The sequence below is a fragment of the Nocardiopsis sp. L17-MgMaSL7 genome, from assembly GCF_003182025.1.
In the GTDB taxonomy this organism is placed as follows: domain Bacteria; phylum Actinomycetota; class Actinomycetes; order Streptosporangiales; family Streptosporangiaceae; genus Nocardiopsis; species Nocardiopsis prasina.
Genome location: NZ_QGTF01000004.1, coordinates 73,540 through 99,307, shown reverse-complemented (window position 1 = coordinate 99,307; position 25,768 = coordinate 73,540). Strand labels below are relative to the sequence as shown.

At 70.1% G+C, this 25,768-nt stretch carries 20 protein-coding genes and 1 tRNA gene; 7 read left to right on the top strand and 14 right to left on the bottom strand.

Annotated elements, in window-relative coordinates:
- Positions 1–38: 38 nt before the first annotated feature.
- Positions 39–1,274, top strand: coding sequence for an ABC transporter substrate-binding protein (locus tag BDW27_RS08225; protein WP_110048878.1), 1,236 nt, complete (start codon positions 39–41; stop codon positions 1,272–1,274).
- A gap of 89 nt (positions 1,275–1,363) precedes the next feature.
- Here the strand turns inward: BDW27_RS08225 and BDW27_RS08220 are convergent, their stop codons facing one another.
- The 5 genes from BDW27_RS08220 to BDW27_RS08200 form a co-directional block, all read right to left on the bottom strand.
- Complete coding sequence (locus BDW27_RS08220) at positions 1,364–2,224, bottom strand: ABC transporter ATP-binding protein (protein WP_017544571.1); 861 nt, start codon at positions 2,222–2,224, stop codon at positions 1,364–1,366.
- Complete coding sequence (locus BDW27_RS08215; protein WP_110048877.1) at positions 2,217–3,098, bottom strand: ABC transporter ATP-binding protein; 882 nt, start codon at positions 3,096–3,098, stop codon at positions 2,217–2,219. Before BDW27_RS08215 ends, BDW27_RS08220 begins: the two co-directional genes overlap by 8 nt.
- Positions 3,088–4,089 carry a branched-chain amino acid ABC transporter permease gene (locus BDW27_RS08210; protein WP_026129256.1) on the bottom strand — a complete coding sequence of 334 codons (1,002 nt, stop codon included), beginning with the start codon at positions 4,087–4,089 and terminating at the stop codon, positions 3,088–3,090. The genes BDW27_RS08215 and BDW27_RS08210 overlap by 11 nt, the downstream gene beginning before the upstream one ends.
- Positions 4,090–4,101: 12 nt before the next feature.
- Entirely contained in the window at positions 4,102–5,670 is a 1,569-nt protein-coding gene (locus BDW27_RS08205; RefSeq protein WP_110048876.1) for a branched-chain amino acid ABC transporter permease, read from the bottom strand.
- A gap of 326 nt (positions 5,671–5,996) precedes the next feature.
- Positions 5,997–6,566: an ANTAR domain-containing response regulator gene (locus tag BDW27_RS08200; protein ID WP_017544567.1), complete on the bottom strand. Its 570-nt coding sequence runs from the start codon at positions 6,564–6,566 to the stop codon at positions 5,997–5,999.
- Between the two features lie 161 nt (positions 6,567–6,727).
- Between BDW27_RS08200 and BDW27_RS08195 the strand changes: the two genes are divergently transcribed.
- Together BDW27_RS08195 and BDW27_RS08190 are read left to right on the top strand one after the other, a co-directional pair.
- Positions 6,728–6,804: transfer RNA gene (locus tag BDW27_RS08195), tRNA-Leu, on the top strand.
- Positions 6,805–6,881: 77 nt separating this feature from the next.
- Positions 6,882–7,688 (top strand): transposase, encoded by an 807-nt coding sequence (locus BDW27_RS08190; RefSeq protein ID WP_110048875.1) that lies wholly within the window; start codon positions 6,882–6,884, stop codon positions 7,686–7,688.
- Between the two features lie 36 nt (positions 7,689–7,724).
- On the opposite strand, the gene BDW27_RS08185 is transcribed toward BDW27_RS08190, so the two are convergent.
- The 3 genes from BDW27_RS08185 to BDW27_RS08175 form a co-directional block, all read right to left on the bottom strand.
- A complete protein-coding gene (locus BDW27_RS08185) occupies positions 7,725–8,171 on the bottom strand; it encodes a VOC family protein (protein ID WP_017544565.1) in 447 nt (148 codons plus the stop codon).
- Positions 8,172–8,233: 62 nt separating this feature from the next.
- A complete protein-coding gene (locus BDW27_RS08180; protein WP_110048874.1) occupies positions 8,234–9,121 on the bottom strand; it encodes a serine hydrolase in 888 nt (295 codons plus the stop codon).
- Positions 9,118–9,981: a LysR family transcriptional regulator gene (locus BDW27_RS08175; protein ID WP_110048873.1), complete on the bottom strand. Its 864-nt coding sequence runs from the start codon at positions 9,979–9,981 to the stop codon at positions 9,118–9,120. Before BDW27_RS08175 ends, BDW27_RS08180 begins: the two co-directional genes overlap by 4 nt.
- 136 nt (positions 9,982–10,117) lie before the next feature.
- Between BDW27_RS08175 and bla the strand changes: the two genes are divergently transcribed.
- Together bla and BDW27_RS08165 are read left to right on the top strand one after the other, a co-directional pair.
- Positions 10,118–11,041, top strand: coding sequence for a class A beta-lactamase (gene bla, locus BDW27_RS08170; RefSeq protein WP_233515687.1), 924 nt, complete (start codon positions 10,118–10,120; stop codon positions 11,039–11,041).
- 257 nt (positions 11,042–11,298) lie between these two features.
- Entirely contained in the window at positions 11,299–12,273 is a 975-nt protein-coding gene (locus tag BDW27_RS08165; RefSeq protein ID WP_026129254.1) for a DUF1266 domain-containing protein, read from the top strand.
- Between the two features lie 207 nt (positions 12,274–12,480).
- Here the strand turns inward: BDW27_RS08165 and pyk are convergent, their stop codons facing one another.
- Positions 12,481–13,923 carry a pyruvate kinase gene (pyk, locus tag BDW27_RS08160; protein WP_110048872.1) on the bottom strand — a complete coding sequence of 481 codons (1,443 nt, stop codon included), beginning with the start codon at positions 13,921–13,923 and terminating at the stop codon, positions 12,481–12,483.
- 162 nt (positions 13,924–14,085) lie between these two features.
- Between pyk and BDW27_RS08155 the strand changes: the two genes are divergently transcribed.
- Complete coding sequence (locus BDW27_RS08155) at positions 14,086–14,796, top strand: maleylpyruvate isomerase N-terminal domain-containing protein (protein WP_110048871.1); 711 nt, start codon at positions 14,086–14,088, stop codon at positions 14,794–14,796.
- A gap of 81 nt (positions 14,797–14,877) precedes the next feature.
- Here BDW27_RS08155 and BDW27_RS08150 read toward each other — a convergent pair whose 3' ends face one another.
- From BDW27_RS08150 to gltB, 4 genes are all read right to left on the bottom strand, one after another.
- Complete coding sequence (locus BDW27_RS08150; RefSeq protein WP_110048870.1) at positions 14,878–15,771, bottom strand: prenyltransferase; 894 nt, start codon at positions 15,769–15,771, stop codon at positions 14,878–14,880.
- Positions 15,772–15,843: 72 nt separating this feature from the next.
- Positions 15,844–16,221 carry a DUF2784 domain-containing protein gene (locus tag BDW27_RS08145; RefSeq protein ID WP_110048869.1) on the bottom strand — a complete coding sequence of 126 codons (378 nt, stop codon included), beginning with the start codon at positions 16,219–16,221 and terminating at the stop codon, positions 15,844–15,846.
- A gap of 62 nt (positions 16,222–16,283) precedes the next feature.
- Positions 16,284–17,738 carry a glutamate synthase subunit beta gene (locus BDW27_RS08140; protein WP_110048868.1) on the bottom strand — a complete coding sequence of 485 codons (1,455 nt, stop codon included), beginning with the start codon at positions 17,736–17,738 and terminating at the stop codon, positions 16,284–16,286.
- Positions 17,739–17,765: 27 nt separating this feature from the next.
- Positions 17,766–22,322, bottom strand: a complete 4,557-nt coding sequence (gene gltB / locus BDW27_RS08135) for a glutamate synthase large subunit (RefSeq protein WP_110048867.1) — start codon at positions 22,320–22,322, stop codon at positions 17,766–17,768.
- Positions 22,323–22,897: 575 nt separating this feature from the next.
- On the opposite strand from gltB, the gene BDW27_RS08130 reads away from it, so the two are divergent.
- On the top strand, positions 22,898–24,688 hold the full coding sequence (locus BDW27_RS08130) for a bis-aminopropyl spermidine synthase family protein (protein WP_110048866.1): 1,791 nt from the start codon (positions 22,898–22,900) through the stop codon (positions 24,686–24,688).
- Positions 24,689–24,779: 91 nt separating this feature from the next.
- Here the strand turns inward: BDW27_RS08130 and BDW27_RS08125 are convergent, their stop codons facing one another.
- On the bottom strand, positions 24,780–25,643 hold the full coding sequence (locus BDW27_RS08125) for a hypothetical protein (protein WP_110048865.1): 864 nt from the start codon (positions 25,641–25,643) through the stop codon (positions 24,780–24,782).
- Between the last annotated feature and the right edge of the window lie 125 nt (positions 25,644–25,768).

Here is a 25,768-nt window from a genome sequence, read left to right as displayed (position 1 = left end):
CCCGGACGCACCACGCCACTCGAACGGACGACCACGCCATGCCCACCCACAGGGCCCTCGCCCTCCCAGCGGCAGCACTCGCCGTCAGCCTCGCCCTCACCGCCTGCGACGCCCTGGACCTCGGAGACGAGACCGCGGACGACACCGGTTTCACGTTCGGCCTCCTCTACCCGCAGACCGGCAACCTGAGCTTCCTCGGCCGACCCCAGACCGCCGCCGTCGACTACGCCATCGACCAGATCAACGACGCGGGCGGCATCCTCGGCGCCACCGTCCCGCCGCCGGTCGTGGCGGACGAGGCCGGAGACGCCGCCCAGGCGAACCAGGCCGCCAACGACCTCGTCACCGCCGACGTCAACGCCGTCATCGGCGCCGCCGCCTCCGTGATGACCCAGGCCAGCTACGCCACCGTCACGGGCGCCGGGATCGCCCAGTGCTCCGGCTCCAGCACCGCTCCCGACCTCACCAACGTCGACGACAACGGCTACTTCTTCCGCACCGCCCCCAGCGACCTCCTCGCCGGACCCGTCCTCGCCCAGCGCATCGTCGACGACGGCCACCTCGACGTCGCCGTCATCGCCCGCGCCGACGACTACGGCAACGGCTACCTCAACGCCGTCGAGGCCGAACTCAACGCCCTCGGCGCCAACGTCGTCCTCACCGAGACGTACGACCCCGACGCCACCAACTTCGGTGCCGTCATCAGCTCCACCGTCACCTCCGGGGCCGACGCCGTCGCCCTCGTCTCCTTCCAGGAGGGCACCCAGCTCATGGCCGCCCTCATCGAGAGCGGCACGGAGAGCCAGTTCTACCTCACCGACGGCCTCAACGACCCCGACCTGGAGGCGACCATCGGCGCCGCCTCCACCAACGCCGTCACCGGCACCACCGGCGTCGCCCCCAGCGCCGACAACCCCCAGTTCAACGAGGACCTACGCGCCTTCGACCCCGAACTCGACGCCTTCCAGTTCGCCCCGCACATCTTCGACTGCGTCACCACCATCGCCCTGGCCGCCGAGTCCGCGGGCTCCACCGACCCCACCCAGTACGTGGACCACGTCGCCGAGGTCACCCGCCCCGAAGGCACCGAGTGCACCTCGTTCGCGGAGTGCCGCGACCTCCTCGCCGACGGCCGGTCCATCGACTACCAGGGGATGAGCGGCAACATCGACCTCGACGACAACGGCGACCCCACCTCCGCCACCTTCGAGATCTTCCACTTCGGCGAGGACGGCTACGAGATCCTCGAATACGTCGAGTACACCAACGACTGAGCCCGCACCCCCACACCGGGCACGGCACACACCGGGCACACGAAAGGGGGCGGGACCCGCGACGGGTCCCGCCCCCACACACGCCCTGATCAGCCCTTCGCGAGCGTTCCCAGGTACAGCTCGATCACGTTCGGATCGTTCAGCAGGTCCCGACCCGACCCCGTGTACGCGTTCCGGCCCTGGTCCAGCACGTACCCGCGGTCACAGATCTGGAGACACCGCCGCGCGTTCTGCTCGACCATGACGACCGAGACCCCGGCGGCGTTGACCTCCTTCACCCGCTGGAAGACCTCCTCCTGGTAGATCGGCGACAACCCCGCGGTCGGCTCGTCCAGCAACAGCACCGACGGGTCCATCATCAGGGCCCGGCCCATGGCCACCATCTGACGCTGACCACCCGACAGCGAACCCGCCTTCGCCCGACGCCGGTCCGCGAGCAACGGGAACAACCCCGCCACCACCTCGAACCGCTCCGAGAACGACCTCGGCCGCAGGAACGCCCCCATCTGGAGGTTCTCCTCGATCGTCAGGGACGGGAACACGTTGCGCGTCTGCGGGACGTAACCCACGCCCCGCTCCACCAACGAGTGCGCCGCCAGCCCCGCGATGCTCGAACCCCGCAGCGTCAGACCGCCCTCACGCACCGGGATCAGACCGAAGATCGTCTTGATCAGCGTCGACTTGCCCGCGCCGTTCGGACCGATGATCGCCACGACCTCACCCTCGGTGAGAGTCAGCGTGCACCCGTTCAGGATGTTCACCCCGGGTACGTAGCCGGCCACCAGGTCCCGGGCCAACAGCAGGTAGTCGTCCGGACCACCCACCTCGAGCGACTCCGCCCGGGCCTGCTCCAGCACCTCCTCGCGGTGCTCCTGCACGGCCGCGGCCTCCTCAGCCTCCTCCGGAACCTCCTCCGGCTCCGGACGGACCCCGCCGTTCCCCTCACTCATCGCCACTCCCCTGGGTCTCACCCTCGACCTCCTGGGCACCCAGGTAGGCGTCGATCACCTGCTGGTTGGACCGGATGTCCGAAGGACGCCCCTCCGCGATCACCTGGCCCTGGGCCAGCACCACGATCCAGTCACTGATGCCCATGATCACGTCCATGTCGTGCTCCACGAACAGGACCGTCTTGCCCTCGTCACGCAACGACGTGATGTGGTGCAATAGGGACTGCACCAACGCCGGGTTCACACCCGCCATCGGCTCGTCCAACATGATCATGCTCGGATCGGTCATCAGCGCGCGAGCCATCTCCAACAGCTTGCGCTGACCACCCGACAGAGCGCCCGCCATGTCCCGGCGCTTGTCGATCAGCTTGAACCGCTCCAACAGGTCCAGGGCCTTCTCGGTGTTGACCTTCTCCTGGCGGCCCCACACCGGACGCAGGAACGCCCCCGCCATGCGCTCACCCGTCTGACCCGGAGCGCCCAACAACATGTTGTCGAGCACCGTCATCCGCGTGAGCGCCTTGGTCAGCTGGAAGGTCCGCACCATCCCGGCCCGGGCCACCTGGTGACCCCGACGACCGTTGATCCCGCGACCCTCGAACGACCACTGGCCGCCGTCGACCCGGTCGAACCCCGTCAACAGGTTGAACAGCGTGGACTTGCCCGCACCGTTCGGACCGATCAGCGCCGTGATCGTCCCCCGCTGCACCTCCAGGTGCTCCACGTCCACGGCGGTCAGACCGCCGAAGGAACGCTTCACCCCGTCAGCCACCAGGATCGGATCCGGCTTGACCGAACCCGGCTCCGGGACCGCCCCGGCCATCCGGTCGACCTCGACATCCGCCCCGGAGGCGTTCACCTCGTCACTTGACATTGATCAACATCTCCTTGCGGTCACCGATCAGGCCCTGCGGCCGGAAGACGATCAGCAGCACCAGCAGCACACCCACGAACGCCAGCTGGATGGCGCCGAAGTCCGGACCCGACAGGAACGGCAGGTAACCCTCACTGCCCAACCCGCGCAGCAGCTTGTCCGTGAAGTTCATCAGGAACCAGAACACCATCGACCCGACGATCGGACCCAGGACACGGCCCGCACCGCCCAGCAGCAGGATCACCCACAGGAAGAACGTCACCTGCGGCTTGAACTGGTCCGGCGCGATCGCACCCTGGTGCACCGCCATCATGCAACCGGCCAGCGAACCGATCAGGCCGCCCAGAACCAGCGCCTGCATCTTGTACGCGAAGACGTTCTTGCCGAGGCTGCGCACCGCGTCCTCGTCCTCGCGGATGCCCTTCACCACGCGGCCCCACGGGCTGTGGATCAGCGCCCAGGTCAGCGCCGCCATCAGCGCCACCAGACCCCACGTCACCGTCATCATCCACATGTGGTTGCCGCTGAACGAGAACGAACCGATCCCGTAGCGGCCGGCCGGGTCGAACAACCCCAGCGCCTCGTTCCACTGACGGAACTCCGTGGACAGGTTCTGCAACCCGTAGACACCGTTGGTCAGCGGCTCGGCGAAGCCCGCCCGGTACACCAACCGCAGCACCTCGGCCGCGGCGATCGTCGTGATCGACAGGTAGTCCGCCCGCAACCGGAGCGTCGGGATACCCAACAACAGCGCCAACACCACCGCGCAGGCCAGGCCCACCAGGAACCCGACCAGCAACGGCAGCTCGAACACCGCGACGCTGATACCGACGCCGTAGGCGCCCACCAGCATGAAGCCGACCTGACCGAAGTTCAGCAACCCCGCGTAACCGAAGTGCATGTTCAGGCCGATCGCGGCCAGCGCGTAGATCGCGGCCACCGGTCCCACCGCGGATCGGGCGGACTCGGCGAGGATCAAGAAAATATCCATCGTCTACCTCTCCTAGCCGACCCGCTCGCGCCGACCGAGCAGGCCCTGGGGCCTGATCAGCAGCATGAGGATCATCAGGGCCAGAGCCCACGCTTGCATGAGCTGTGCGGGGAACCACAGGGTGGACAGCATCGCCACCAGACCCACGGCGATGCCGCCGACCATCGCGCCGTAGGCCGTGCCCAGGCCGCCCAGGATCACCGCGGCGAACATGAGCAGTAGCAGACGGAAGCCCATCTCGTAGTCCACGACCTGGTTCAGGCCGAAGAGCACACCGCCCAGGGACGCCAGGCCGCCGCCGAGGAACCACACGTACAGCGTCACCCGGTCGACGTCGATGCCCGACGACTCCGCGAGGTCCCGGTTGTCCGAGACCGCGCGCATCGCCTTGCCGATGCGGGTGAACTGGAGCATGCAGGCCACGAGCACCAGCACCACGATCGCGACGGCCATGATCACCAGGTCGCGCGGGGGCATGGAGATCGGACCGAAGTGCACCATCTCCTGCACCTGGAACCCGGCGTACCGGCGCCGGTTGGCTCCGAAGAGCACCAGCAGCACGTGCCGCAGGACCAGGGCCAGGCCGATGGAGACGATGAACATCTGGATCAGGGCGACGTTGCGCCTGCGCAGCGGACGCCACAGGTAGCGCTCCATCGTGCTGCCCAGCACACCGCCCATGATCACCGCGATACCGGCCGCCGCCCACAGCGGCACCTGCCAGCCGAGGTCGTCCCCGAGCACGCCCATGAGCGTCGCCAGCGCGATACCGCCGAAGACCGAGGACCACTGGAGGACGATCAGCGTCGTCCGGTTGAGCCGGTGCTCCAGGAAGGCGCCCAACAGGACGGCGATCCCCAGACCGGCGAAGATCGCCAGCAGGGAGTTGCCCAGTCCCGCGGCGCCGGTACTGAACAGCAGGGCCATCATCGCGCCGAAGGTGACCATGTCACCGTGCGAGAAGTTGATGACCTGCGTCGTACCGAAGATCAGTGAGAGGCCGATCGCGGAGATCGCGATGACCAGGCCGAACAGCAGACCGGCCGCGGTGAGCTGCGCGAAGCGCTCACCGAACCCGCCACTGACGCCCTCGACCGCCACGGACTCGTCCTCGGCGGCCGTGTCCTCCTCCGTGTCCTCGGTCGCCTCGGCGTCCGGGGAGGGGGAGCTCTCGTCCTGGCCGCCCGCGGAGTCGCCCGGGTTCTCCAACCCGATGAGGAGCAGCCGCTGCTGGCCGGACTCGACCTCGACCTGGGCCTCACCCTCTGCCATGAGGGACGTCTCGCGTACGGCGAACTCGCTGGGGACGGACTCCTGGTCCACCACTACGCGGTAGTCGCCCGGTCCGGGCAACTCCACTTCCCACATTCCATCAGAGTCGGTTTCCACCGCATCGATCTCGTCGTCACCCTGGAGGACCGTGATCAGGATGCCCTCGACACCCTGGTCCCGGTCGTCCGGCTGACCGATCTGACCGTGCAGCGTCTCACCGCCCTGTTCGTCTGCCGTCGCCGCCGCCCCGGGGATCACCAGGAATGCGGTGATCAGGGCGAGCAACACGGTCACGAGGCGTGTGCGCACGCGCGCTCCTTGCGCATCTGAGGTTGGCGGCACCCGAATGGAAGGCATTCGAGGGCCGCTGTCCTTTAGCTGTTCGGTGCGGTGAGTTTAGCCCGATTTATGCCGGTCATTCAGTGTCGCTTAAACCACGTGACCCAACCGTCACCCCATCGTGCGCAACCGAGATCTAACCGGTACTGGATGCGCGTTGACCCTGGACACTCGGACACGTTCCGGAGCCGAAACCTGTCAATCTGTAGGCTCCCTCGGCCGGGGCACCCGAGACACACGAAGGGGCCGCACCCGTTCGGGCACGGCCCCGGTTCAGGGCTGCGGCGGTCGGTCCGTCAGGAGGACTGTCCCCCGAGCGTCTCGACGACGGTCTCGGCGACCTTGCGCATGGTCAGCCGGCGGTCCATGGAGTTCTTCTGGATCCACCGGAACGCCTCGGGCTCACTCATCCCGTGGCGGGTCTGGAGCAGGCCCTTGGCCTGCTCCACGAGCTTTCGGGTCTCCAGTCGCTCCTGGAGGCTGCCGACCTCGGCCTCCAGCGCGGCCAACTCGGCGTAGCGCGAGGTGGCCATCTCGATCGCCGGCACCAGGTCCGACTTGCTGAACGGCTTGACCAGGTAGGCCATGGCCCCGGCCTCGCGGGCCCGCTCCACCAGCTCCCGCTGGGAGAAGGCGGTCAGGATCACGACCGGGGCGATGCGCTCCCCGGCGATGCGCTCGGCGGCCGACAGGCCGTCGAGCACCGGCATCTTGATGTCGGTGATCACCAGGTCGGGTTTGAGCTCCTGGGCAAGCCGAATGGCGGCCTCACCGTCGCCAGCCTCCCCGACGACGGCGTAACCGTCCTCTTCGAGCATCTCCTTGAGATCCAGGCGAATCAGGGCCTCGTCTTCCGCGATCACCACACGGCTCTGCGTCCTCGTCACGTACACGAGGTTACCGAGATCCGCTAGTATGCTGACCGTTGGCCCCGGCAATGCGCGTCAATCGTGACTCCACCGTTGACGGAGCGTCGCCCCGGGAGGCCGAGCAGGCAAACCGGACAATCGGAACCAACAACTCAAACGCCCCGATAGACCAACCGGCAGAGTCAATGGTCTCAAACACCATCAAGTGTGGGTTCGAATCCCACTCGGGGCACCAGCAGCCACCCCCACGGGTGGCTTTTCTGCGTTCGAAGCCATCCGGGAATGTCCGAGGCGTGAGTGAACATGCACCGTATGTACTCACCGCATGTCAGGCGCGAGGCCGTCTCCCTCATCGATTCCGGAATCTCCTGCGCGGAGGTCAGCCGTCGGACGGGCATCAACCGGTCCACGCTTCGGACGTGGATCCTCGACCGTTCACTCGTGGACAGGTACGTCGGCACCGACCTGTGTCCCCGGTGTGAACCCGTACCCGCCCCACCCCGACGAACGGATGCGTACGGGTACCTCCTGGGCCTCTACCTCGGCGACGGGTGTCTCACCCCGGCCGGAGACCCCACGAAGGGGGTCTGGCGGCTGCGTGTCATGTGCTCCGACACCTGGCCCGGACTCATAGAACTCTGCGCGGGGAGTATGGCCGCGATCCGCCCCGACCACAGGGTCTCCCGGGTCCCCTCCACGGGGTGCACCGAGGTGCACAGCAACTGGAAGCACTGGCCCTGTCTGTTCCCCCAACACGGGCCGGGCAAAAAACACGACCGCACCATCGCTCTGGAGCCCTGGCAGCGAGGCATCGTCGAGGAGCATCCCGAGCAGTTCGTACGCGGCCTGATCCACTCCGACGGGAGCAGGGTGCTCAACCGGATCAGGAGGACGCTGCCCGACGGAGGGGTGAGGTTGTACGAGTACCCGCGCTACCACTTCACCAACGTCTCCACCGACATCGTCGGACTGTTCACCGAGGCCTTGGACCGGTTGGACATCGCGTGGAAGGTCCACGTGAGCAGGCGGGAACCGCTCTACCGGGACAAACACGTGGTGTCGATCTCCCGCAAGGACGCGGTGGCGCGGATGGACGCGTTCGTGGGGCCCAAGTACTGAGGACGCCCGAGCACCGTGGGGCACGGGCGGGCGGGGCTACTCCTCACCCCGCCAGCGCCTGAGGTCCTCCTCGGTGATCTCCTGCATCGGTGTGGGCTGGGTGATGCGGAGGTGGTTGCCGAAGGGGTCGCGCAGGGCGCAGTCGATGCCGTAGGGCTGCTGGGTCGGTTCCTCGGTGAACTGGACTCCTCGCGCGCGCAGGGTGTCGTAGGTGGCCTGGCAGTCGTCGGTGTTGATGATGGCGGCGACGCCGAGGGCGCCCTTGGTGAGGAGTTCGCGGACCTGGGCGCCGTTCTCGTCCTGGGAGGGCACCTCCAGGAGGATGTGGCGGTCCGGGTCGGCGGGCAGGGTGATGGTGAGCCACCGCATGAATCCCATGTCGACGTCGTCGCCGACCTCGAAGCCGAGTTTGCCGACGTAGAAGTCGAGGGCCTCGTCCTGGTCGAGCACGGTTACGGAGTGGATGGCGATCTGTGTGAGCATGCCTCAACGCTACGTCTGAGCTGGTCTGTTGTTCCTCTACGGCGCGTCAGTTTCGGGTCTGGTCAGGTGGCGCGGAGGTGGTCGCGGAGGGTGCGGGCGGCGCGTCCGATGAGGGCTTCGACGGCGGGTTGGTGGCGGGCGGGGACGGAGGAGGCGGTGAGGGCGGCGATGGCGTAGGCCTCGCCGCCCCTGTGTTCGACGACGCCGACCTCGTGGCGGTGGTTGAGGACGCTGCCGGTCTTGGAGGACCAGGTGCTGGCGTCGGTGCTGAACTCGGGGGCGAGGCGGTGGCGGATGACGTTGTCTGCCATGAGGGAGCGCAGGCGGGCGGCGGTGTCGGGGTGGATGGTGGTGGGTTTCCACAGGGCCTGGAGGAGGTCGACGTGGGCGCGGGCGGAGCCGGAGTTGGCGCGGGTGACGTCGAGTTGGGGGATGCGGTGTCCGCGTCCGGCGCTGGCCGCCTGGATAGCGAGGGTGTGGGCGAGGTGGGTCTCGTCGGGGGCGAGGCGTTCGGCGGGGGTTTCGTTGAGGTCGCGGACGCGGTGGCGGACGGTGATGCCGTGGATGCCGTGGGCGCGGAGGACGTCGGTGGTCCGTGCGGGTGGGGTGAGGTCGAAGAGGGTGTCGGCGGCGACGTTGTCGCTGAGGCACATGGCGAGGTAGAGGAGGTCGTCGACGGCGACGGTGGCGGGGTGGCGGAAGCGGCCGAGGCCGATGGGGCCGGTGGTGGGGCCGCCGGGTTCGACGCGGACGGGGGTGGTGCCGTCGAGTTCGCCCTGGTGGAGGCGTTCGAGGGTGGCGAGGGCGAGGGGGATCTTGACGAGGGAGGCGGTGGCGTACTCGGTGTCGGGGTCGATGCCGATCTCGTGGCCGGTGTTGAGGTCGCGGACGAGGAGGGAGGCCTGGAGTCCGGCCTGTTCGAGTTCGGTCTGGAGTCGTTGGGTGATCACGGGGTGGCTCCGAGGCATTGGGCGATGTGTGGGTGCAGGTGTGTGCGGAGTGTCTCGGACTGTTCTCCGGTGGCGGTGTAGGTGCGGGTGGGTTGGATTTCTCCGATGGGGCGCCAGTGGAGGTTGAGGTCGTCGGCTTGGCGGGGTGAGCAGAGGAGGAGGTCGTGGGTGGCGAGGACTTCGGCGGTGGCGGTGGGGAGGGTGGTGGCGCGGGGGATCTGGGTGGGTTGGAGGCCGATCGTGTCGCCGGTGTGGGTGAGCGGGTCGCGGATGTGGGGGGTGTCGTCCTCGGGCTGGATCCAGAGGCGGCGGGGCGGGGTGGGGTCGTCGCGGTGGGGGCGGAGGGTTTCGTGGTAGTGGGTGTTGGCGGGGGGAGGGTGGTGGGTGGCGAGGCCGAGGGGGACGGTCCAGTGCGCGCGGTCGGGTGGGACGGCGGTGATGGCGGTGCGGACCTGTCGGGTGTGGAGGAGTTCCTCGCGTTGGGCGGGTGGCGCGGGGTGGGGGTCGAGGTGGAGGTCGTGGCGGCGGGCCTGGGCGGTGAGGTGGGCGAGGTCGTGGGTGGTGCAGGTGGCGGGGACGGCGAGGCGCAGGGGTGTGCGGCGGGCCTGGGCGGCGTCGTGTTCGAGGGTGTGGGCGAGGTCGACGAGACGTCGTGCGGTGGGCAGGACGGTGTGGCCGAACTGGGTGAGGGTGGCGCGTCGTGTGGTGCGGTCGAAGAGGGGTGCGCCGAGGTGTTTCTCCAGGGCGGCGATGCGGCGGCTGGCGACGGGTTGGGGGATGCGCGCGGCGGCGGCTCCGAGGGTGAAGCTGCCTCGGTCGCTGACGTGGATGAAGGCGGTGCAGGCTCCGACGAGGTCCATGGTCTGAGCTTATGTCGAAATAGCATGGGTGTGGCTGTTTGTGTCTTGGACAGCATGGGTGGTGGTTGGTGAGACTGCGGGGGCGGGTCGGTTCTGGCTCGCCTCTCTTCTGATTCCTGTTCCTTTGGGGGCTTTCGTGGGCTTTGCTGTGCGCGGTGTGTGGTGGCGCGGTTTCGTTGCGTCGGTGGCGTTGGTGCCTCTGGTGGGGTGTGGTGCTGCCGAGGATGCGGGGGGCACGGGTACGCCCGCGGAGTCGGCTTCGGTGACGGTGGACTTCGAGGCGGAGTTCGAGGCCCTGGAGGAGGAGTTCGACGCCCGGTTGGGTGTGTACGCGTTGGACACGGGATCGGGCGAGGAGGTGGCGTTCCAGGAGGGTGAGCGGTTCGCGTTCGCCTCGACGTTCAAGGCGTTGTTGGCGGGGGTGGTGTTGTCGGGGAACTCGTTGGAGGAGATGGAACGGGTGGTGACCTTCGACGAGAGTGTGCTGGTGCCGCACTCGCCGGTGGTGGAGGAGAACCTGGAGTCGGGGATGTCGTTGTTGGAGCTGTGTGACGCGACGGTGCGCTTCAGCGACAACGCGGCGGCGAACCTGCTGTTGGAGGAGATCGGCGGCCCGGAGGGGTTCGGTTCCGCGCTGGAGGAGCTGACCGGCGACGACGTGACCAACCCGGTGCGGTGGGAGCCGGACCTCAACGAGGCCGTTCCGGGTGACGAGCGCGACACGAGCACCCCGGAGGCCCTGGCGGGGAGCCTGGAGGCGTTCACTCTGGGCGAGGTCCTGCCGGAGGACCGCCGTGAGGTGCTGGTGGATCTGCTGGTGCGGAACACGACGGGTGACGATCTGATCCGTGCGGGTGTGCCGGAGGGCTGGGTCGTGGGCGACAAGACCGGTGGCGGAGGTCACGGGACGCGCAACGACATCGCGGTGCTGTGGCCGGAGGAGGGCGAGGGCGACCCGATCCTGCTGGCCGTGCTGTCGAGCCGTGACGTCGAGGACGCGGAGTACGACGACGCGCTGGTCGCGGAGGCGACCGAGGTGGTCGTGGAGGCCCTGGACTAGGGGGTTTTCGGCGGTTGTCGCGGGGGTTCTGGCCGGGTCGGGACAGACTGGCCAGAACCTCTGTAACTACCCGACCTATTCGACCCCAAATAGGCCTTTTGTCATTTTATGTAGCTACAAGCTGGCTGAACCGGTCACATCACGGCCACAACCTGAGCACAACCCGTGGGTTCGGTCGCCTGGAAGCCGTCGCGTCCCTGATCCTTGATGGCGGAAAGCCCAGTCGGATCGGGCACGCAGCGAGAGAGGGGCGACGGTTGTTGACCGCGGTGGCCGGGGTGATCGGCGCGCTGGTGATCGGGGCCTGGGTTGTGGTGGCCTGGGGTTCCCGGCGTCGGCAGCCGTGGTTGTGGACCCCGGTGGCCCTGCTTGCGGTCCTGCTCGTCGCGGTGGACCTGCCAGGCTGGTCGTTCCTTCCCCTGCTGGTCCTGGCCGCGGGTTCCTTCGCCGAGTTGGTGGTGGGCTCGCGTGAGTCGCCGACGATCCGGACCAAGGACCCCGAGGCCCCGTTGAGCACCGAACGCTGGGCCGCCGCCGCGGCGGCCCCGTTCCGTGTGGCGCTGGCCGAGCCCTGGGACGTGGTGGCGCGGCCGAGTCTGCGCCGCCGGTACCGGCGGATGCTGGAGCGCCAGTGGTCGGTGGTGGACCGGGAGTCCCTGCTGGCCGCGGTCGACACCCTGTTGGCGGGGCTGCACCAGGGGCCGAGCCTGGACCTGGCGGTGGACCTGCGCGCGGGCACGGCCCGGTCGCGGCTGCCCCTGGACCAGGGCGGGCTGGACACCGGCGAGACCGTGGAGCTGTCTCCGGAGCAGGTGGCCCGACTGCGGTCGGTCACGCGCGTGACCGAGGCCGACGAGACGGTGATCATCGGCGCCTACCAGTGGTGGAAGTCGGTGCACGTCATCCGGTTGGTGTGCGGCGGGGCGACCCTGGACTGGCTGAGCCCGGTGGAGACGCAGACGCTGCTGCGGCGGGTGGCCTCCGACCTCCAGCGCCGTTACTCGTCGTGGGGCCAGCTGTCCACGGCCTTCCACGCCGGTTACCTGCTCTGGCCGGACAAGGGCGTGGACGGTGACCCGGTGGAGTTCGACCGGCCGGACGCCGACCGTGTGTGGGTGGCACTGGGTCTGTTGGACGAGGACCCGAGGAGCCCCTGGAACCTGTTGCCCTGGGACATGCCGTTGGACCGGGTGACCTTCGAGGGCGGGGTCTCCTCCCACCAGGAGCAGTGATCCCCGGGGAGCAGTGACCCCGGAGAGCCGTCGTGGCGCTTCCGCGTGCTCCGGCGCACGCCCCTCCCCCGCGTCGGCCCGACCCCGGACATGACATCGGCCGCACCGGTCGGCCCGGAGAGGTCGGCGCGGCTCAGTACGCCTTCCCCCGGGCCGGACCTGATGCGGCCCGTCAGGTGGCGCCCGGTCGGGGCGCCCGTTCACGCGTCAGCTGGTTCCGCTGGTACCGAGGGCGACGGCGTCGCCGAGTCGGTGGACACGCAGGGAGTTGGTGGAACCGGTGGTTCCGGGCGGGCTGCCGGCGACGATGACGACCTTGTCGCCCTTGTGGTAGTCGCCGAGCTGGAGGAGCTCGTTCTCGACCTGGCGGACCATGTCGTCGGTGTTGTCGACCCACGGGACCTGGTTGCTCTCGGTGCCCCAGGTCAGGCAGAGCCTGCCCCGGGTCTCGGCCTCGGTGGTGAAGGCCAGGAGCGGGATGGGTGAGCGGTAGCGGGCCAGGCGCCGGGCGGTCTCACCGGACATGGTGAAGGCGACCAGGGCCTTGGCGCCGACGGTGGCGCCGATCTCGGCGGCGGCGCGGGCGATGGCCCCGCCGGTGGTCTCCGGCACCCGGTTGAGGATGTGCGAGGCGCGCAGGGACTCCTGCTCGGCGGCGCTGACGATGCGCGCCATGGTCTCGACGGTCTCGATGGGGTACTGGCCGACACTGGTCTCGCCGGAGAGCATGACGGCGTCGGCGCCGTCGAGGACGGCGTTGGCGACGTCGGAGGCCTCGGCCCGGGTGGGTCGGGGCGCGCTGATCATGGACTCGAGCATCTGCGTGGCGACGATGACCGGCTTGGCCTTGTCGCGACAGCGTTCGACGGCACGCTTCTGCACCATCGGGACGTTCTCCAGGGGCAGTTCGACACCGAGGTCGCCTCGGGCGACCATGACGCCGTCGAAGACCTCGATGATGTCCTGGAGGCGCTCGACCGCCTGGGGCTTCTCGATCTTGGCGATGAGGGGGACGGTGACGCCCTCCTCGTCCATGATGCGGTGGCACTCCTCGGCGTCCGCGGGGCTGCGGACGAAGGAGAGGGCGACCATGTCGACGCCCTGGGCGAGGGCCCAGCGCAGGTCGGCCTCGTCCTTGTCGGTGAGGGCGGGCACGCTGACGGCGACTCCGGGGAGGTTGAGTCCCTTGTGGTTGGAGACGGTGCCGCCGAAGATGACGCGCGTGTGGACTTCGGTGCTGGTGGTCTTGGTGCACTCCAGCACGACGCGGCCGTCGTCGATGAGGACGCGGTCGCCGGGGCGGACGTCGCTGGGAAGCCCCTTGTAGGTGGTGGAGACGCGCTGGCGGTCGCCGGGCACGTCCTCGATGGTGATGGTGAACTCGTCGTCCGCGGCGAGTTCGACGGGTCCGTCGGGGAAGGTTCCCACGCGGATCTTGGGTCCTTGGAGGTCCGCGAGGACCCCCACTGCTCGGTTGGCGTCCGCCGCGGCCTGCCTGAGATTGGCGAGGCTGGCGCGGTGGTCGTCGTGGGTTCCGTGGCTGAGGTTGAGACGGGCGACGTCGAGGCCCGCGTCGACGAGGCGCCGGAGTGTCTCCGGGCTCGATGTGGCGGGGCCAAGGGTCGCAACGATTTTTGCTCGACGTGTCACGACTATCACTTTAGAGCGTCTGGGGGATGGAGTGGTCTAAACCAGGTTGCGAATACACGTATCTGAGGTGGAGTTGGGGCGAACGTGGTGACCCTGCGTAAGGGGTGTTGGATGTGGGCGCGGCCGTGGAGCCGTGTTCGGTGTCTGACGGAGGGGTTGTCGGTGTTCGATCGTTCTGTGGTGGAGTCCGCTCTGGTGGCGGAGGTCATGGCGCTGGAGGGGGTCCTGCTGGGCCTGTCGGAGGCCGAGGTGGTGTTGCCCACACGGTGCGTTCCGTGGGACGTGGCGGCGTTGTCGGTGCACACCGCGGGTTCGTTGAACCAGGTGCTGGTGGCCCTGGACCAGGGTCGGCCGGGCGTGTCGGAGGGGTTGGTCTCGGCGGCGGGGTACTACGTGCCCGAGGTGCGGTTCTCGCCGGAGGTGAACGCGGCGCGTGTGGAGGGCGCGGTGGAGCGGGCGGCGCGGCGTGAGGACGCGGCGGAGCCGGGCCGGGTGCTGGGCGGGATCTGGGACGCGTTGGCGGGGCGTCTTCCGGGTGAGCCGGCGGACCGGCGGATCGTGACGCGGCACGGGGACCCGATGCTGTTGACGGACTACCTGGTGACCCGGGTGGTGGAGTTGGCGCTGCACGGGTTGGACCTGGCGGACGCACTGGGCCGTGAGCCGTGGACGTCGGGGGCCGCGTTGGACGTGCTCCGCGGGGTGCTGTTCGGGTCGGTGGACCCGGAGGAGCTGCGGCGGGTGCTGCCGGAGGGGGTGGGTCCCCGGGGCCCGTCGTTGGCGGCGGTGCGCGCGGTGACGGGGCGGTCGGACTCCGAGGTGGACCGGGCGGCGTTGGCTGCGGCCGGGGTACGTCTGCTGGCTCTGGGCTGAGCCGGGTCTCGGTGCCGTGGGCGGCGGTCCGCTCCTGCTGATCGCCGCCCGCCTGTCGGCCCGCTCCCCCGCGCGGGTCCCTCAGCCGGCGCGGCGGGGGCGGGGCAGGTCGGGCTGCACGTGCCCGTAGGCCCGCAGGATGCGCAGCCGCTGGATGGTGCGCATGCCCTCGCGTTCGAGGGTGGCGACGGTGTCCCAGTCGTCCCAGCACGCGTCCCAGCCCCCGTCGGGGCGCTGCTGGTCCTCGAAGGCCTGGAGGTTGCGTTCGATCTCCTGGTCGGTGAAGAGCGGCCGGGCGATGTGGCCCGGGTGTGAGGCCAGGTCCAGCGGCGTGTGGACGTGCCCGGTGGCCCGGGGGTGGACGTCGATGACGGCGCGGATCATGTGGGAGAGGTGGTTCATCGCGACGATGGCACGGGGGCGGTCCGGGACGTGCTGGAGGAAGCAGCAGATGCCGATGGCCTCGTGCGGGTTGGTCCACTTGAGCGAGTCGACGTGCTTCCAGCAGAAGGCCGTGGCGTGGTCGCGCCAGGGGTGGGTGATGTTGTTCTTGTGGAGGAGCCCGGTGATCATCGCGGTGATGTCGAGCCGGCTCCCGAAGTCGTGGTTGTGGCGGTACCAGGGCGCGGACGCGGTGTAGCGGGCGCTGGGGAGCGAGGCCGGGAGCCCGCCGTCGTCGTTGCTGACGGTGGCGAGGTACCGGCAGACGCCGGCTCCGATCTGGTCGGGGACGGGTCCGAGTTCGTCGAGGTAGCGCAGGGCGATCTCGGTGGCCACGGGCTGGCTGGCGTGGCCCCTCAGGTCGGGGTCGAGTCCGTTGCCGTAGCCGCCGTCGAGGTTGCGGTAGGCGGAGAGTGTGGCGCGGACCGGTTCGGCTGGTCCGCTCTGGAAGAGGTAGGCGAAGCGGTGCCGGTCGACGAGCCGGGCGCTGCGCATGGTGAAGTGTTCTGCTGCGCGGTACGAATCCCAGGTCACAACGGTCATGATTCGACGGTACGGCGGGGTCTGGGCAGGGAGAACAGTGTGGCCCTGATCCATTCGCGATCTTTACGCGGCGTTCTCGGGGCGCTTGCGTTGGCGGTGCAGGTAAAGCGCTCCGACCCAGGACACGGCGACGCTCAGGGCCACCAGGAGCTGCGCTGTGAGGAGGTGCTCGGCGGGGTAGATGACGCCGGTGAGGTAGTGCGCGATGAACCCCTCGGGCGGGAGCCCGGCCTGTCCGGCGTTCCGGCGGCCCCAGTCCTCCACGTGGGTGAGGGGGCACTGCCAGCCGATGACGGTGATGCCCAGGCCGTAGAGGGCGATGGCCAGGTGGGGCCAGAACAGGCGGGGCCAGCGCCAGGCCGGGAAGCCGCCGAGCGCGACGTAGGCGAGGAAGACCAGGTGCAGGACCATGGCCCCCTCACCGATGACGCGGTACACCATGACTCGATGGTAGGGGGAGGGCCGGGCGCGGGGACAGGCCCCCGCGCCCGGGTGGTGGTCTCCTACACGAGCGGGCGCTCGGTGGGCGGGATGGCCACGGGCAGGACGGTGTCCTGGGTGAGGTGGCGGTCCACCCCGGCGGCGGCCGAGCGGCCCTCGGCGATGGCCCAGACGATGAGCGACTGGCCCCGGCCCATGTCCCCGGCGCAGAAGACGCCGTCGACGGTGGTCCGGTAGTCGGCGTCGCGGACCACGTTGCCGCGGCCGTCGAGTTCGACGCCGAGCTGGTCGAGCAGGCCCTCCTTCTCGGGGCCGACGAAGCCCATGGCGAGGGTGACGAGGTCGGCGGGGATCTCGCGCTCGGTGCCCTCGACCGGTTCGAAGCCGTTGGGGCCGCGCTTGACCTCGACCAGCTTCAGGGCGCGGACGTTGCCCTCCTCGTCCCCGAGGAACTCCAGGGTGTTGACGGAGTAGATCCGCTTGCCGCCCTCCTCGTGGGCGCTGGTGACCTTGTACAGCATCGGCATGGTGGGCCAGGGCTGGTGGTCGGGGCGCGTGGTGGGGGGCTTGGGCATGATCTCCAGCTGGGTGACCGAGGCGGCCCCCTGCCGGTGGGCGGTGCCGACGCAGTCCGCGCCGGTGTCGCCGCCGCCGATGACGACGACGTGCTTGCCCTCGGCGTGGATGGGCGCGCGGTCGAGGTCGCCCTCCTGCACCCGGTTGGCCAGGGGCAGGTACTCCATGGCCTGGTGGATGCCGTTGAGTTCGCGGCCGGTGGCGGGCAGGTCGCGCCACTTGGTGGCGCCGCCGGTGAGGACGACGGCGTCGTGGTCGGCCCGGAGCTGGTCGCCCGTGACGTCCACGCCGACGTTGACGCCGGTGCGGAAGGTGGTGCCCTCCGCGGTCATCTGGGCGAGGCGGCGGTCGATGTGCCGCTTCTCCATCTTGAACTCGGGGATGCCGTAGCGGAGCAGGCCGCCGACGCGGTCGGCGCGCTCGTAGAGCGTCACGTCGTGTCCGGCGCGGGTGAGCTGCTGCGCGGCGGCCAGTCCGGCGGGGCCGGAGCCGACGACGGCGACCGTCCGGCCGGTGCGGTGGGTGGGGGGCAGGGGCTTGACCCAGCCCTCCTCCCACGCGCGGTCGATGATGGAGACCTCGACGTTCTTGATGGTCACGGCGGGCTGGTTGATGCCGAGCACGCAGGCGGACTCACAGGGCGCCGGGCAGAGGCGCCCGGTGAACTCGGGGAAGTTGTTGGTGGCGTGCAGCCGTTCGATCGCCTCGGCCCAGTCGTGCGTGTACACGAGGTGGTTCCACTCGGGGATGAGGTTCCCGAGGGGGCATCCGTTGTGGCAGAAGGGGATGCCGCAGTCCATGCAGCGCGAGGCCTGCTTGGTGACGGTTCCTCGGTCGAAGTCCTCGTGGACCTCGCGCCAGTCCTGGATGCGGACGTCGACGGGGCGGTGCTTGGGGAGCTCGCGCTCGGTGATCTTCAGGAAACCCTTGGGGTCAGCCATGGTTCCTCCTCCTCTCGTGTGCTGACTTCAGGACTGTGCGGAGGCCATGACGGCCTCGTTGACGTCGCGACCCTCGCGTTCGGCCTCGGCCTGGGCGAGCAGGACGCGCTTGAAGTCGCGCGGCATGACCTTGGCGATGCGGTCGAGCCCCTTGCTGCCCTCGGCCAGGAGGCGTTCGGCGACGGTGGAGCCGGTCTCCGCGTGGTGGCGGGTGAGGACGCCGGTGAGGAACTCGCGGTCCTCGTCGGTGAGGGCCTCGACCTCGACCATCTCGGGGTTGACGCGTTCGGTGTCCAGGTCGAGGACGTAGGCGATGCCTCCGGACATGCCCGCCGCGAAGTTGCGCCCGGTACGGCCGAGGATGACGGCGCGCCCGCCGGTCATGTACTCGCAGCCGTGGTCGCCGATGCCCTCGACGACCGCGGTGGCGCCGGAGTTGCGGACGCAGAAGCGTTCGCCGACGACGCCCCGGAGGAGGATCTCCCCGGAGGTGGCGCCGTAGCCGATGACGTTTCCGGCGATGATGTGTTCCTCGGCGGCGAGGGTGGAGGCCGGTGCGGGGCGGACGATGACGCGGCCACCGGACAGGCCCTTGCCGACGTAGTCGTTGGCGTCGCCGGACAGCCGCAGGGTGATGCCCTGGGGCACGAAGGCGCCGAAGGACTGCCCGGCGGAGCCGGTGAAGGACACGTCGATGGTGTCGGCGGGCAGGCCGTCGGCACCGTAGCGCTTGGTGACCTCGTGCCCGAGCATGGTGCCCACGGTCCGGTTGACGTTGCGCACGGGCAGCTCGAGGCGGACCGGCTGGCCGAAGTCGAGAGCTCCCTCGCTGAGCTGGATGAGGGTGTTGTCCAGCGCCTTCTCCAGACCGTGGTCCTGGATGCGCCGGTGGGCGCGGTGGTCCCCGGCGATGGGCTCGACCTCGTGCAGGATCGGCGACAGGTCCAGGCCCTGGGCCTTCCAGTGGTCGACGGCCTCGGCGGTGTCGAGCAGGTCGACGGAGCCGATGGCCTCGTCGAGGCTGCGGAAGCCGAGCTGGGCCAGGTACTCGCGGACCTCCTGGGCGATGAACTCGAAGAAGTTCACGACGTACTCGGCCTTGCCGGAGAACCGCTCGCGCAGGGCGGGGTTCTGGGTGGCCACGCCCACGGGGCAGGTGTCGAGGTGGCAGACGCGCATCATGACGCAGCCCGAGACGACGAGGGGCGCGGTGGCGAAACCGTACTCCTCGGCGCCCAGCAGGGCGGCGACGACGACGTCGCGGCCGGTCTTCATCTGGCCGTCGGCCTGGACGACGATGCGGTCGCGCAGGCCGTTGAGCAGCAGGGTCTGCTGGGTCTCGGCGAGGCCGAGCTCCCAGGGGGTGCCCGCGTGCTTGAGGGAGGTCAGCGGCGAGGCGCCGGTGCCTCCGTCGTGACCGGAGATGAGGACGACGTCGGCGTGCGCCTTGGACACGCCGGTGGCGACGGTGCCCACACCGGCTTCGGAGACCAGCTTGACGTGGACCCGCGCGGACGGGTTCGCGTTCTTGAGGTCGTGGATGAGCTGGGCGAGGTCCTCGATGGAGTAGATGTCGTGGTGGGGCGGCGGCGAGATGAGGCCGACGCCGGGGGTGGAGTGGCGGGTGTTGGCCACCCACGGGTAGACCTTGTGGCCGGGCAGCTGGCCGCCTTCGCCGGGCTTGGCGCCCTGGGCCATCTTGATCTGGATGTCGTCGGCGTTGCTGAGGTAGTGCGAGGTGACGCCGAAGCGGCCGGAGGCGACCTGCTTGATGGCGCTGCGGCGCAGGTCACCGTTGGCGTCCGGGGTGAAGCGGGCCGGGTCCTCGCCGCCCTCGCCGGTGTTGGACTTGCCGCCGAGGCGGTTCATCGCGATGGCGAGGGTCTCGTGGGCCTCGGCGGAGATGGAGCCGTAGGACATGGCGCCGGTGGAGAAGCGCCTGACGATCTCCGAGACGGGCTCGACCTCGTCGATGGAGACGGGTTCGCGCACGCCCTCCTTGAGGCGGAACAGTCCCCGGAGCGTCATGAGCCGGGCGGACTGGTCGTCGACCCTGTTCGTGTACTCCTTGAAGATGTCGTACTTGCGGTCGCGGGTGGAGTGCTGGAGCCGGAAGACGGTCTCGGGGTCGAACAGGTGGGGCTCGCCCTCGCGGCGCCACTGGTACTCGCCGCCGACCTCCAGGCGCCGGTGGGCGTTGGGGTTGGCGGCGTGGGCGCGGCGGTGGCGGAGCGCGACCTCCTCGGCGAGGATGTCGAAGCCGACGCCGCCCAGGCGGGAGGTGGTGCCCGTGAAGCAGCGGTCGATGACCTCCTGGCCCAGGCCGAGGGCCTCGAAGATCTGGGCGCCGGTGTAGGAGCTGACCGTGGACACGCCGATCTTGGACATGACCTTCAGAACGCCCTTGCCGAACGCCTTGACGGTGTTGCGGACGGCCGTGTCGGCCTCCACACCGCCGAGGGTGCCGCGCTCGACCAGGTCGCGGACGGTCTCCAGGGCCAGGTACGGGTTGACCGCCGAGGCTCCGTAGCCGACGAGGAGGGCCACGTGGTGGCACTCGCGGACGTCGGCGGCCTCGACGAGGAGGCCGACCTCGGTGCGGGACTTCTCGCGGACCAGGTGGTGGTGGACCGAGCCGGTGAGCAGCAGCGACGGTACGGGGGCGCGTTCGGCGTCGGCGCGGCGGTCGCTGAGCACGAGGATGTGGGCGCCGTCGGCGATGGCCTGGGAGACCTCGGTGTTGATCTCGTCGAGGCGGGCGGAGAGGGCCTCGCCGCCGCCGTCGACGGGGTAGGTGCCGTCGACGGTGAAGGTGCGCAGCGCGGGGTTGTCCCGCCCGGCGGCGACGATGGCGGCGAGCTGGGCCTGGTCGACGACCGGGGTGGGCAGGACGAGGCGCTGGGTGTCGCCCGGGGAGGCCTGGAGGAGGTTGCCCTCGGCTCCGAGGAGGGTGGACAGGCTGGTGACCATCTCCTCACGGATGGCGTCCAGCGGCGGGTTCGTGACCTGCGCGAAGTTCTGCGAGAAGTAGTCGAAGAGCTGGCGCGAGCGCGCGGACAGGGCGGCCACCGGGGTGTCGGTGCCCATGGAGCCGATGGGTTCGGCGCCGGTGCGGGCCATCGGTGTGAGGATGATCCGCAGTTCCTCCTCGGTGTAGCCGAACACCTGCTGGGCGAGGTTGAGTTCGGTGACCGGGGCGGGTTCGGCGGCGGGGAGGTCGGCCAGGCGCAGGACGCCGGAGTCGATCCACTCCTGGTAGGGGTGTTCGGCGGCGAGTTCGGCCTTGATCTCCTCGTCCTCGATGATCCGCCCCTGGGCGGTGTCGACGACGAAGATGCGGCCGGGCTGGAGCCGTCCCTTGCGCACGACCGTGGCGGGGTCGATGTCGAGGACGCCGGCCTCGGACGCGAGGACGACGAGGCCGTCGTCGGTCACCCAGTAGCGGCCGGGGCGCAGTCCGTTGCGGTCCAGGACGGAGCCGACGACGGTGCCGTCGGTGAAGGACACCGAGGCGGGGCCGTCCCAGGGCTCCATGAGGGTGGAGTGGTACTCGTAGAAGGCCCGGACGGCCGGGTCCATCTCGGTGTGGTTCTCCCAGGGCTCCGGGATCATCATGAGGACCGCGTGCGGCAGCGAGCGGCCGCCCAGGTGGAGCAGTTCGAGGGCGTCGTCGAAGGACGCGGTGTCGGAGTCGTCGGGGTCGACGATCGGGAACACGCGGGACAGGTCGCCGGGGATGAGCTCGGTGGCGAGCTTGGCCTCGCGTGACCGCATCATGTTGCGGTTGCCCTTGACCGTGTTGATCTCACCGTTGTGGGCCACGTAGCGGAACGGGTGGGCGAGCGGCCAGGACGGGAAGGTGTTGGTGGAGAACCGGGAGTGGACCAGGGCCAGGCCGGAGGCGTAGCGGCGGTCGGACAGGTCCGGGAAGAACGGCTCCAGCTGCGGGGTGGTGAGCATGCCCTTGTAGGCGATGGTGCGCGGGGACAGGCTCGGGAAGTAGACGTCGGCCTCGTGCTCGGCGCGCTTGCGCACGCAGTAGGCGTGGCGTTCGAGGTCGATCCCGGTGAGGCCCTCGGTGGCGGTGCCGGGGGTGCCGGTGATGAAGAGCTGCCCGAAGTAGGGCATGGCCTCGCGGGCGGCGGGGCCGCTGTACTGGGGCTCGAAGGGGACCTCGCGCCAGCCCAGGAGGGTGAGGCCCTCGTCGGCGACGATGGTGTTGATGGTCCGCACGGCGGCGGCGCGCTCGGCGGCGTCGGAGGGCAGGAAGCCGATGCCGGTGGCGTAGGCGCCCGCGGCGGGGAGCGGGAAGTCGCATACCTCGGTGTAGAGCTCGTGCGGGATCTGCGTGAGGATGCCCGCGCCGTCGCCGTCGTCGGGGTCGGCTCCGGAGGCGCCCCGGTGGTCGAGGTTGCGCAGGACGGTGAGCGCCTTGCTGACGATGTCGTGGCTCTGACGACCGGTGAGGTCGGCCACGAAGCCCACTCCGCAGGCGTCGTGCTCGAAGGCGGGGTCGTACAGGCCCTGGGGGGTGGCGTCTGCGTTCGTTCGGACGGACGAACGCCGCACGTTTCCAGCGGGCATCTGCCCTCCAGTCGTCTCTCGTCGGCTTCGTGAAAAGCGCATCCGGGACGACGTTGGCCCTGCTGCGTGCGTGATTCTGTTGTTCCGCCCGGGGGCGGTTCCCGACTGTGTGGGTTGCCCGTTCCGTGGCACCGTGTCGCGTACACGTCCTCGTGTCGCCGGTGGCGGTGGGCGGCCCGTGTCGGGCAGGTTCTCTTATACAGGCTGGTCCGGCCCCGATGCGAATCGGAGGTCTAGACCAGATGGCGCCGCGGTGCGCCGTGGCCCGTGGTGTGCCCGCTCCCTGGGGAGTGGCGTGGGTCCCTCTCGGACCGGGGTCCGATGAGGGCTGGCCTTGCGGGTTTTTCCACGAGGGAAACCCGCTAAACCTCCCAAAGGGGATGAAAGACCGATCGTTGTCCGGTTCTTCTCCCGACGCGTGAAGGCGCTGAGCACTGCCTTCCCACGTTACCCCGGGGGTGACGCCACTCCCAAGGGCGAACGGAACGCACCGGGCAGTGATATCCCCCTCATCCGGTGGGAACCGCCCCGTCCGCGGCGCCTCCGGGGCGTCCGCGACGTGGGAGGATCACGGAATGGCAGGACACCCGACTTCCCCCGGCCCGGTCGATCCCGGAGCCGACTCCCCCGAGGCCGCCCGCGTACCCGGCGCCCCGGAGACTCAGACGCCCCCTCGGCACGCCGACCGCCCGCCCCTCCCCGAGGCGGTGGAGGACTTCCTGCGCGAGTACGGTCCCGACGCCCCGCGCCCCCGGTCGGTCCTGGCGCTGCTCTCCGACGGCCGTTGGTGGAGCGCCAACGACCTCGTCCGCGCCAGCGGGGTCGCGCACGCCGTGGTGGCCTCCCTGTTCAGGGCTCTGGAGGCCGCTGGAGAGCTGGAGCGCGAGCCCTCGGGCGACCGGCACCGGCTGACGCGGCCGGCCCCGTACACCGGTGCGCCCGCCCCGGCGCTGGCCGACCCGGTGGCCCACCTGCTCCCCGCCCACACAGGGGCCACCGCCGAGCTGGCGCGGGCGATCTCCGAGGGACCCGCCTCCGACCTGGACCTGGACCACGTGTCCGCGACCGCCGAGACCGCGCTGCGCCGCGCCCTGTTCCTGGCCACGAGGTTCGACCTCCGCCAGCGCACGCTGCTGTGCGTGGGCGACCACGACCTCACGTCCCTGGCGCTGGCGCTGGTGCAGCCGGAGGCCCGGGTGCGGGTGGTGGACCTGGACGAGCGGGTGCTGGCCCACATCGACGCGGTGGCCGAGCGGCTGGGACTGCCGGTGCGCACCCACACCGCCGACCTGCGCCTGGGGTTGCCCGCGTCGCTGCGCGAGGGCGCCGACGTGGTCTTCACCGATCCGCCCTACACCCCCGAGGGGGTGGACCTGTTCGTACGGCGCGGTGTGGAGGGTCTGGCCGATCCCAGGCGCGGCCGGGTGCTGGTGGCCTACGGTGCCAGCGAGACCACCCCGAAGCTCGCGGCCGCCACGCAGGCGCGGATGGTGCGCTCGGGTCTCCTCCTGGAGGCGGTGTGGCCGGACTTCAACCGCTACCTGGGGGCGGAGTCGATCGGCGCCGCCAGCGACCTGTACGTGCTGCGTCCCCTCGCGCGCACCCTGCCCTCCCCCGGCGGTGACGCCTCGCGGGTGTACAGCCAGGGGATCAACGCCAAGGAGGCGCGCGGGGGGCTCGACGCGGAGCGGGCCACGGCGGCGTTGGAGCGGATCGCCGAGCTGAGCCGATCGGGTACCGACGACACCGCGCCCGCCCTCGTCGGTGACTGGCCCCGGGAGGTGTCCGGAGAGGCCCGGGTGCGTCTGTCCACGTGGATGGACTCCCCCACCGCCGTGGGGGCGCGCGCCGTGGTCAACCTCACGGGCGGGTGGGAGCGGTTGGCGCCTCGCGTCGCGCTGGCGTCCACCACCGACGACACCTTCGTCCTGGTGCCCTCGTCCTCGCGCTGGGTACGTGACGAGGCGGGCCAGAAGGGATTCCGTGCCCTGGTGGAGCCCGGGTGCCGGGTCCGCTTCCTGCGGGGAGTGGGTGCCGCCGACCTCACCGCGATCCGGTGCACCCGGGACCCGGAGCCGGGCGAGGGCGCCGACCACGTGCTGGCGCACGTGCGGGGGCGGGCGCACGGGACGCTGACGGCGACCCTGCGAACGGGACTCGTGGAGGCGGCGGCCAGGTCGGGGCGGCCGATCAACAAGCGCACGGCCCGGCACGCGGTGGCCTCGGCCCCCGAGTGGGTGGCGGGGCACGGCCTGCTGGACCTGCCCGAGCACAGGTTCGCGGAGCTGCCGGGGGTGGCCTCGGAACTCCTGGCCCGGGTCGAGGAGTCCGCCGCGACGGAGTCGCGGGCCGACGGCGAGGACTGACCCGGATCGGTCCGGGTCCACGAACAGGGGCGGGGCCCGGAGGGAAGTGGTTCCCACAGGGCCCCGCCCGCGTGTTCGAGGGGTGGCGCCGCTACTCGCCGGGTACCCCCGGCGCCTCCACGGTGCCGTCCGCCGGGGGCGGGTCCTCGACCGTTTCCTGGCCGACGCCCTCCCCGGTACCGTCGCCCGCACCGGGCACCTCCTCCGTGCCGGTGCCCTCCTCGGCACCGGCGGGCGCGTCACCGCCGAGCTCACCGATCCTGCGGAAGAAGGGGTTGCGGAAGTTGGCCAGGGTCACCAGCGGTGTGACCAGGCTGACCCGCTCGTCGACCGACTCGGAGTCGGTGGGCTGGACCCACACCACGACCAGGTAGTGGCCGGTGATGATGGCGTCCGCCGCGCTGTAGCCGGTGCCGAGACGGTTCAGGGGGTCCTCACCGGAGGGGGAGAGCACGAAACCCGGGTCGGCCGGCTCCTCACCCTCCTCGGTCTCGGGCAGTTCCATGGCCTCGGCCACGGCGCGGCTGCCCTCGATGTCCGCGAGGTTGAACACCGCGACCACACCGAAGACGTCGTCCTCGGACAGGTAGGTGGCGCGGCCCGCCTGCGTGCAGTCGGCGTCGGCCAGGGCCCGCTCCACCTGCTCGCCCCAGACCGCCGCGGAGCAGTCCTCGGTCAGGTCCGAGTCGCGCAGGGTGAAGCCCAGGCTCTGCCCGGAGATCTCGGAGTTGTGGCGCTCGAAGAGCTCGCCCTCGTTGAGCGGCCGGGTGTCCTGCTCCCGGGAGGCCAGCACCGAGTTCATGTTGCTGTCCTGGGAGTCCTGGACCTTGTACAGGGCGGGCCGGGTCTCCTGGGCGACCTGTTCCCCGCCGTCGTCTCCGGAGAACTGGAAGAACAGCACCGTGCCCAGGGCGATGAGAGCGACGACGAGCGCGCCGACCAGGAGGGTCAGCATCCCGCGGAGGCGGCGGGGCTCCTTCTTGCGTCGGCCGCCGCCCTTGCGGCGCCCGCCCTCGCGGTTCTCGGACCGGTTCTGGTCCTCCTGGGCGGTGGGTTCGGCTGGCTCGCTGTTTTTCCTCC

Bases quoted from the DNA above. Each gene is read 5' to 3' on its own strand.
- BDW27_RS08210 (WP_026129256.1), bottom strand. From the start codon at position 4,089: ATGGATATTTTCTTGATCCTCGCCGAGTCCGCCCGATCCGCGGTGGGA.
- BDW27_RS08215 (WP_110048877.1), bottom strand. From the start codon at position 3,098: ATGTCAAGTGACGAGGTGAACGCCTCCGGGGCGGATGTCGAGGTCGAC.
- BDW27_RS08125 (WP_110048865.1), bottom strand. From the start codon at position 25,643: ATGCTGACCCTCCTGGTCGGCGCGCTCGTCGTCGCTCTCATCGCCCTG.
- BDW27_RS08225 (WP_110048878.1), top strand. From the start codon at position 39: ATGCCCACCCACAGGGCCCTCGCCCTCCCAGCGGCAGCACTCGCCGTC.
- BDW27_RS08140 (WP_110048868.1), bottom strand. From the start codon at position 17,738: ATGGCTGACCCCAAGGGTTTCCTGAAGATCACCGAGCGCGAGCTCCCC.
- BDW27_RS08130 (WP_110048866.1), top strand. From the start codon at position 22,898: ATGGCAGGACACCCGACTTCCCCCGGCCCGGTCGATCCCGGAGCCGAC.
- BDW27_RS08220 (WP_017544571.1), bottom strand. From the start codon at position 2,224: ATGAGTGAGGGGAACGGCGGGGTCCGTCCGGAGCCGGAGGAGGTTCCG.
- BDW27_RS08175 (WP_110048873.1), bottom strand. From the start codon at position 9,981: ATGGACCTCGTCGGAGCCTGCACCGCCTTCATCCACGTCAGCGACCGA.
- BDW27_RS08190 (WP_110048875.1), top strand. From the start codon at position 6,882: ATGTACTCACCGCATGTCAGGCGCGAGGCCGTCTCCCTCATCGATTCC.
- gltB (WP_110048867.1), bottom strand. From the start codon at position 22,322: ATGCCCGCTGGAAACGTGCGGCGTTCGTCCGTCCGAACGAACGCAGAC.
- BDW27_RS08185 (WP_017544565.1), bottom strand. From the start codon at position 8,171: ATGCTCACACAGATCGCCATCCACTCCGTAACCGTGCTCGACCAGGAC.
- BDW27_RS08145 (WP_110048869.1), bottom strand. From the start codon at position 16,221: ATGGTGTACCGCGTCATCGGTGAGGGGGCCATGGTCCTGCACCTGGTC.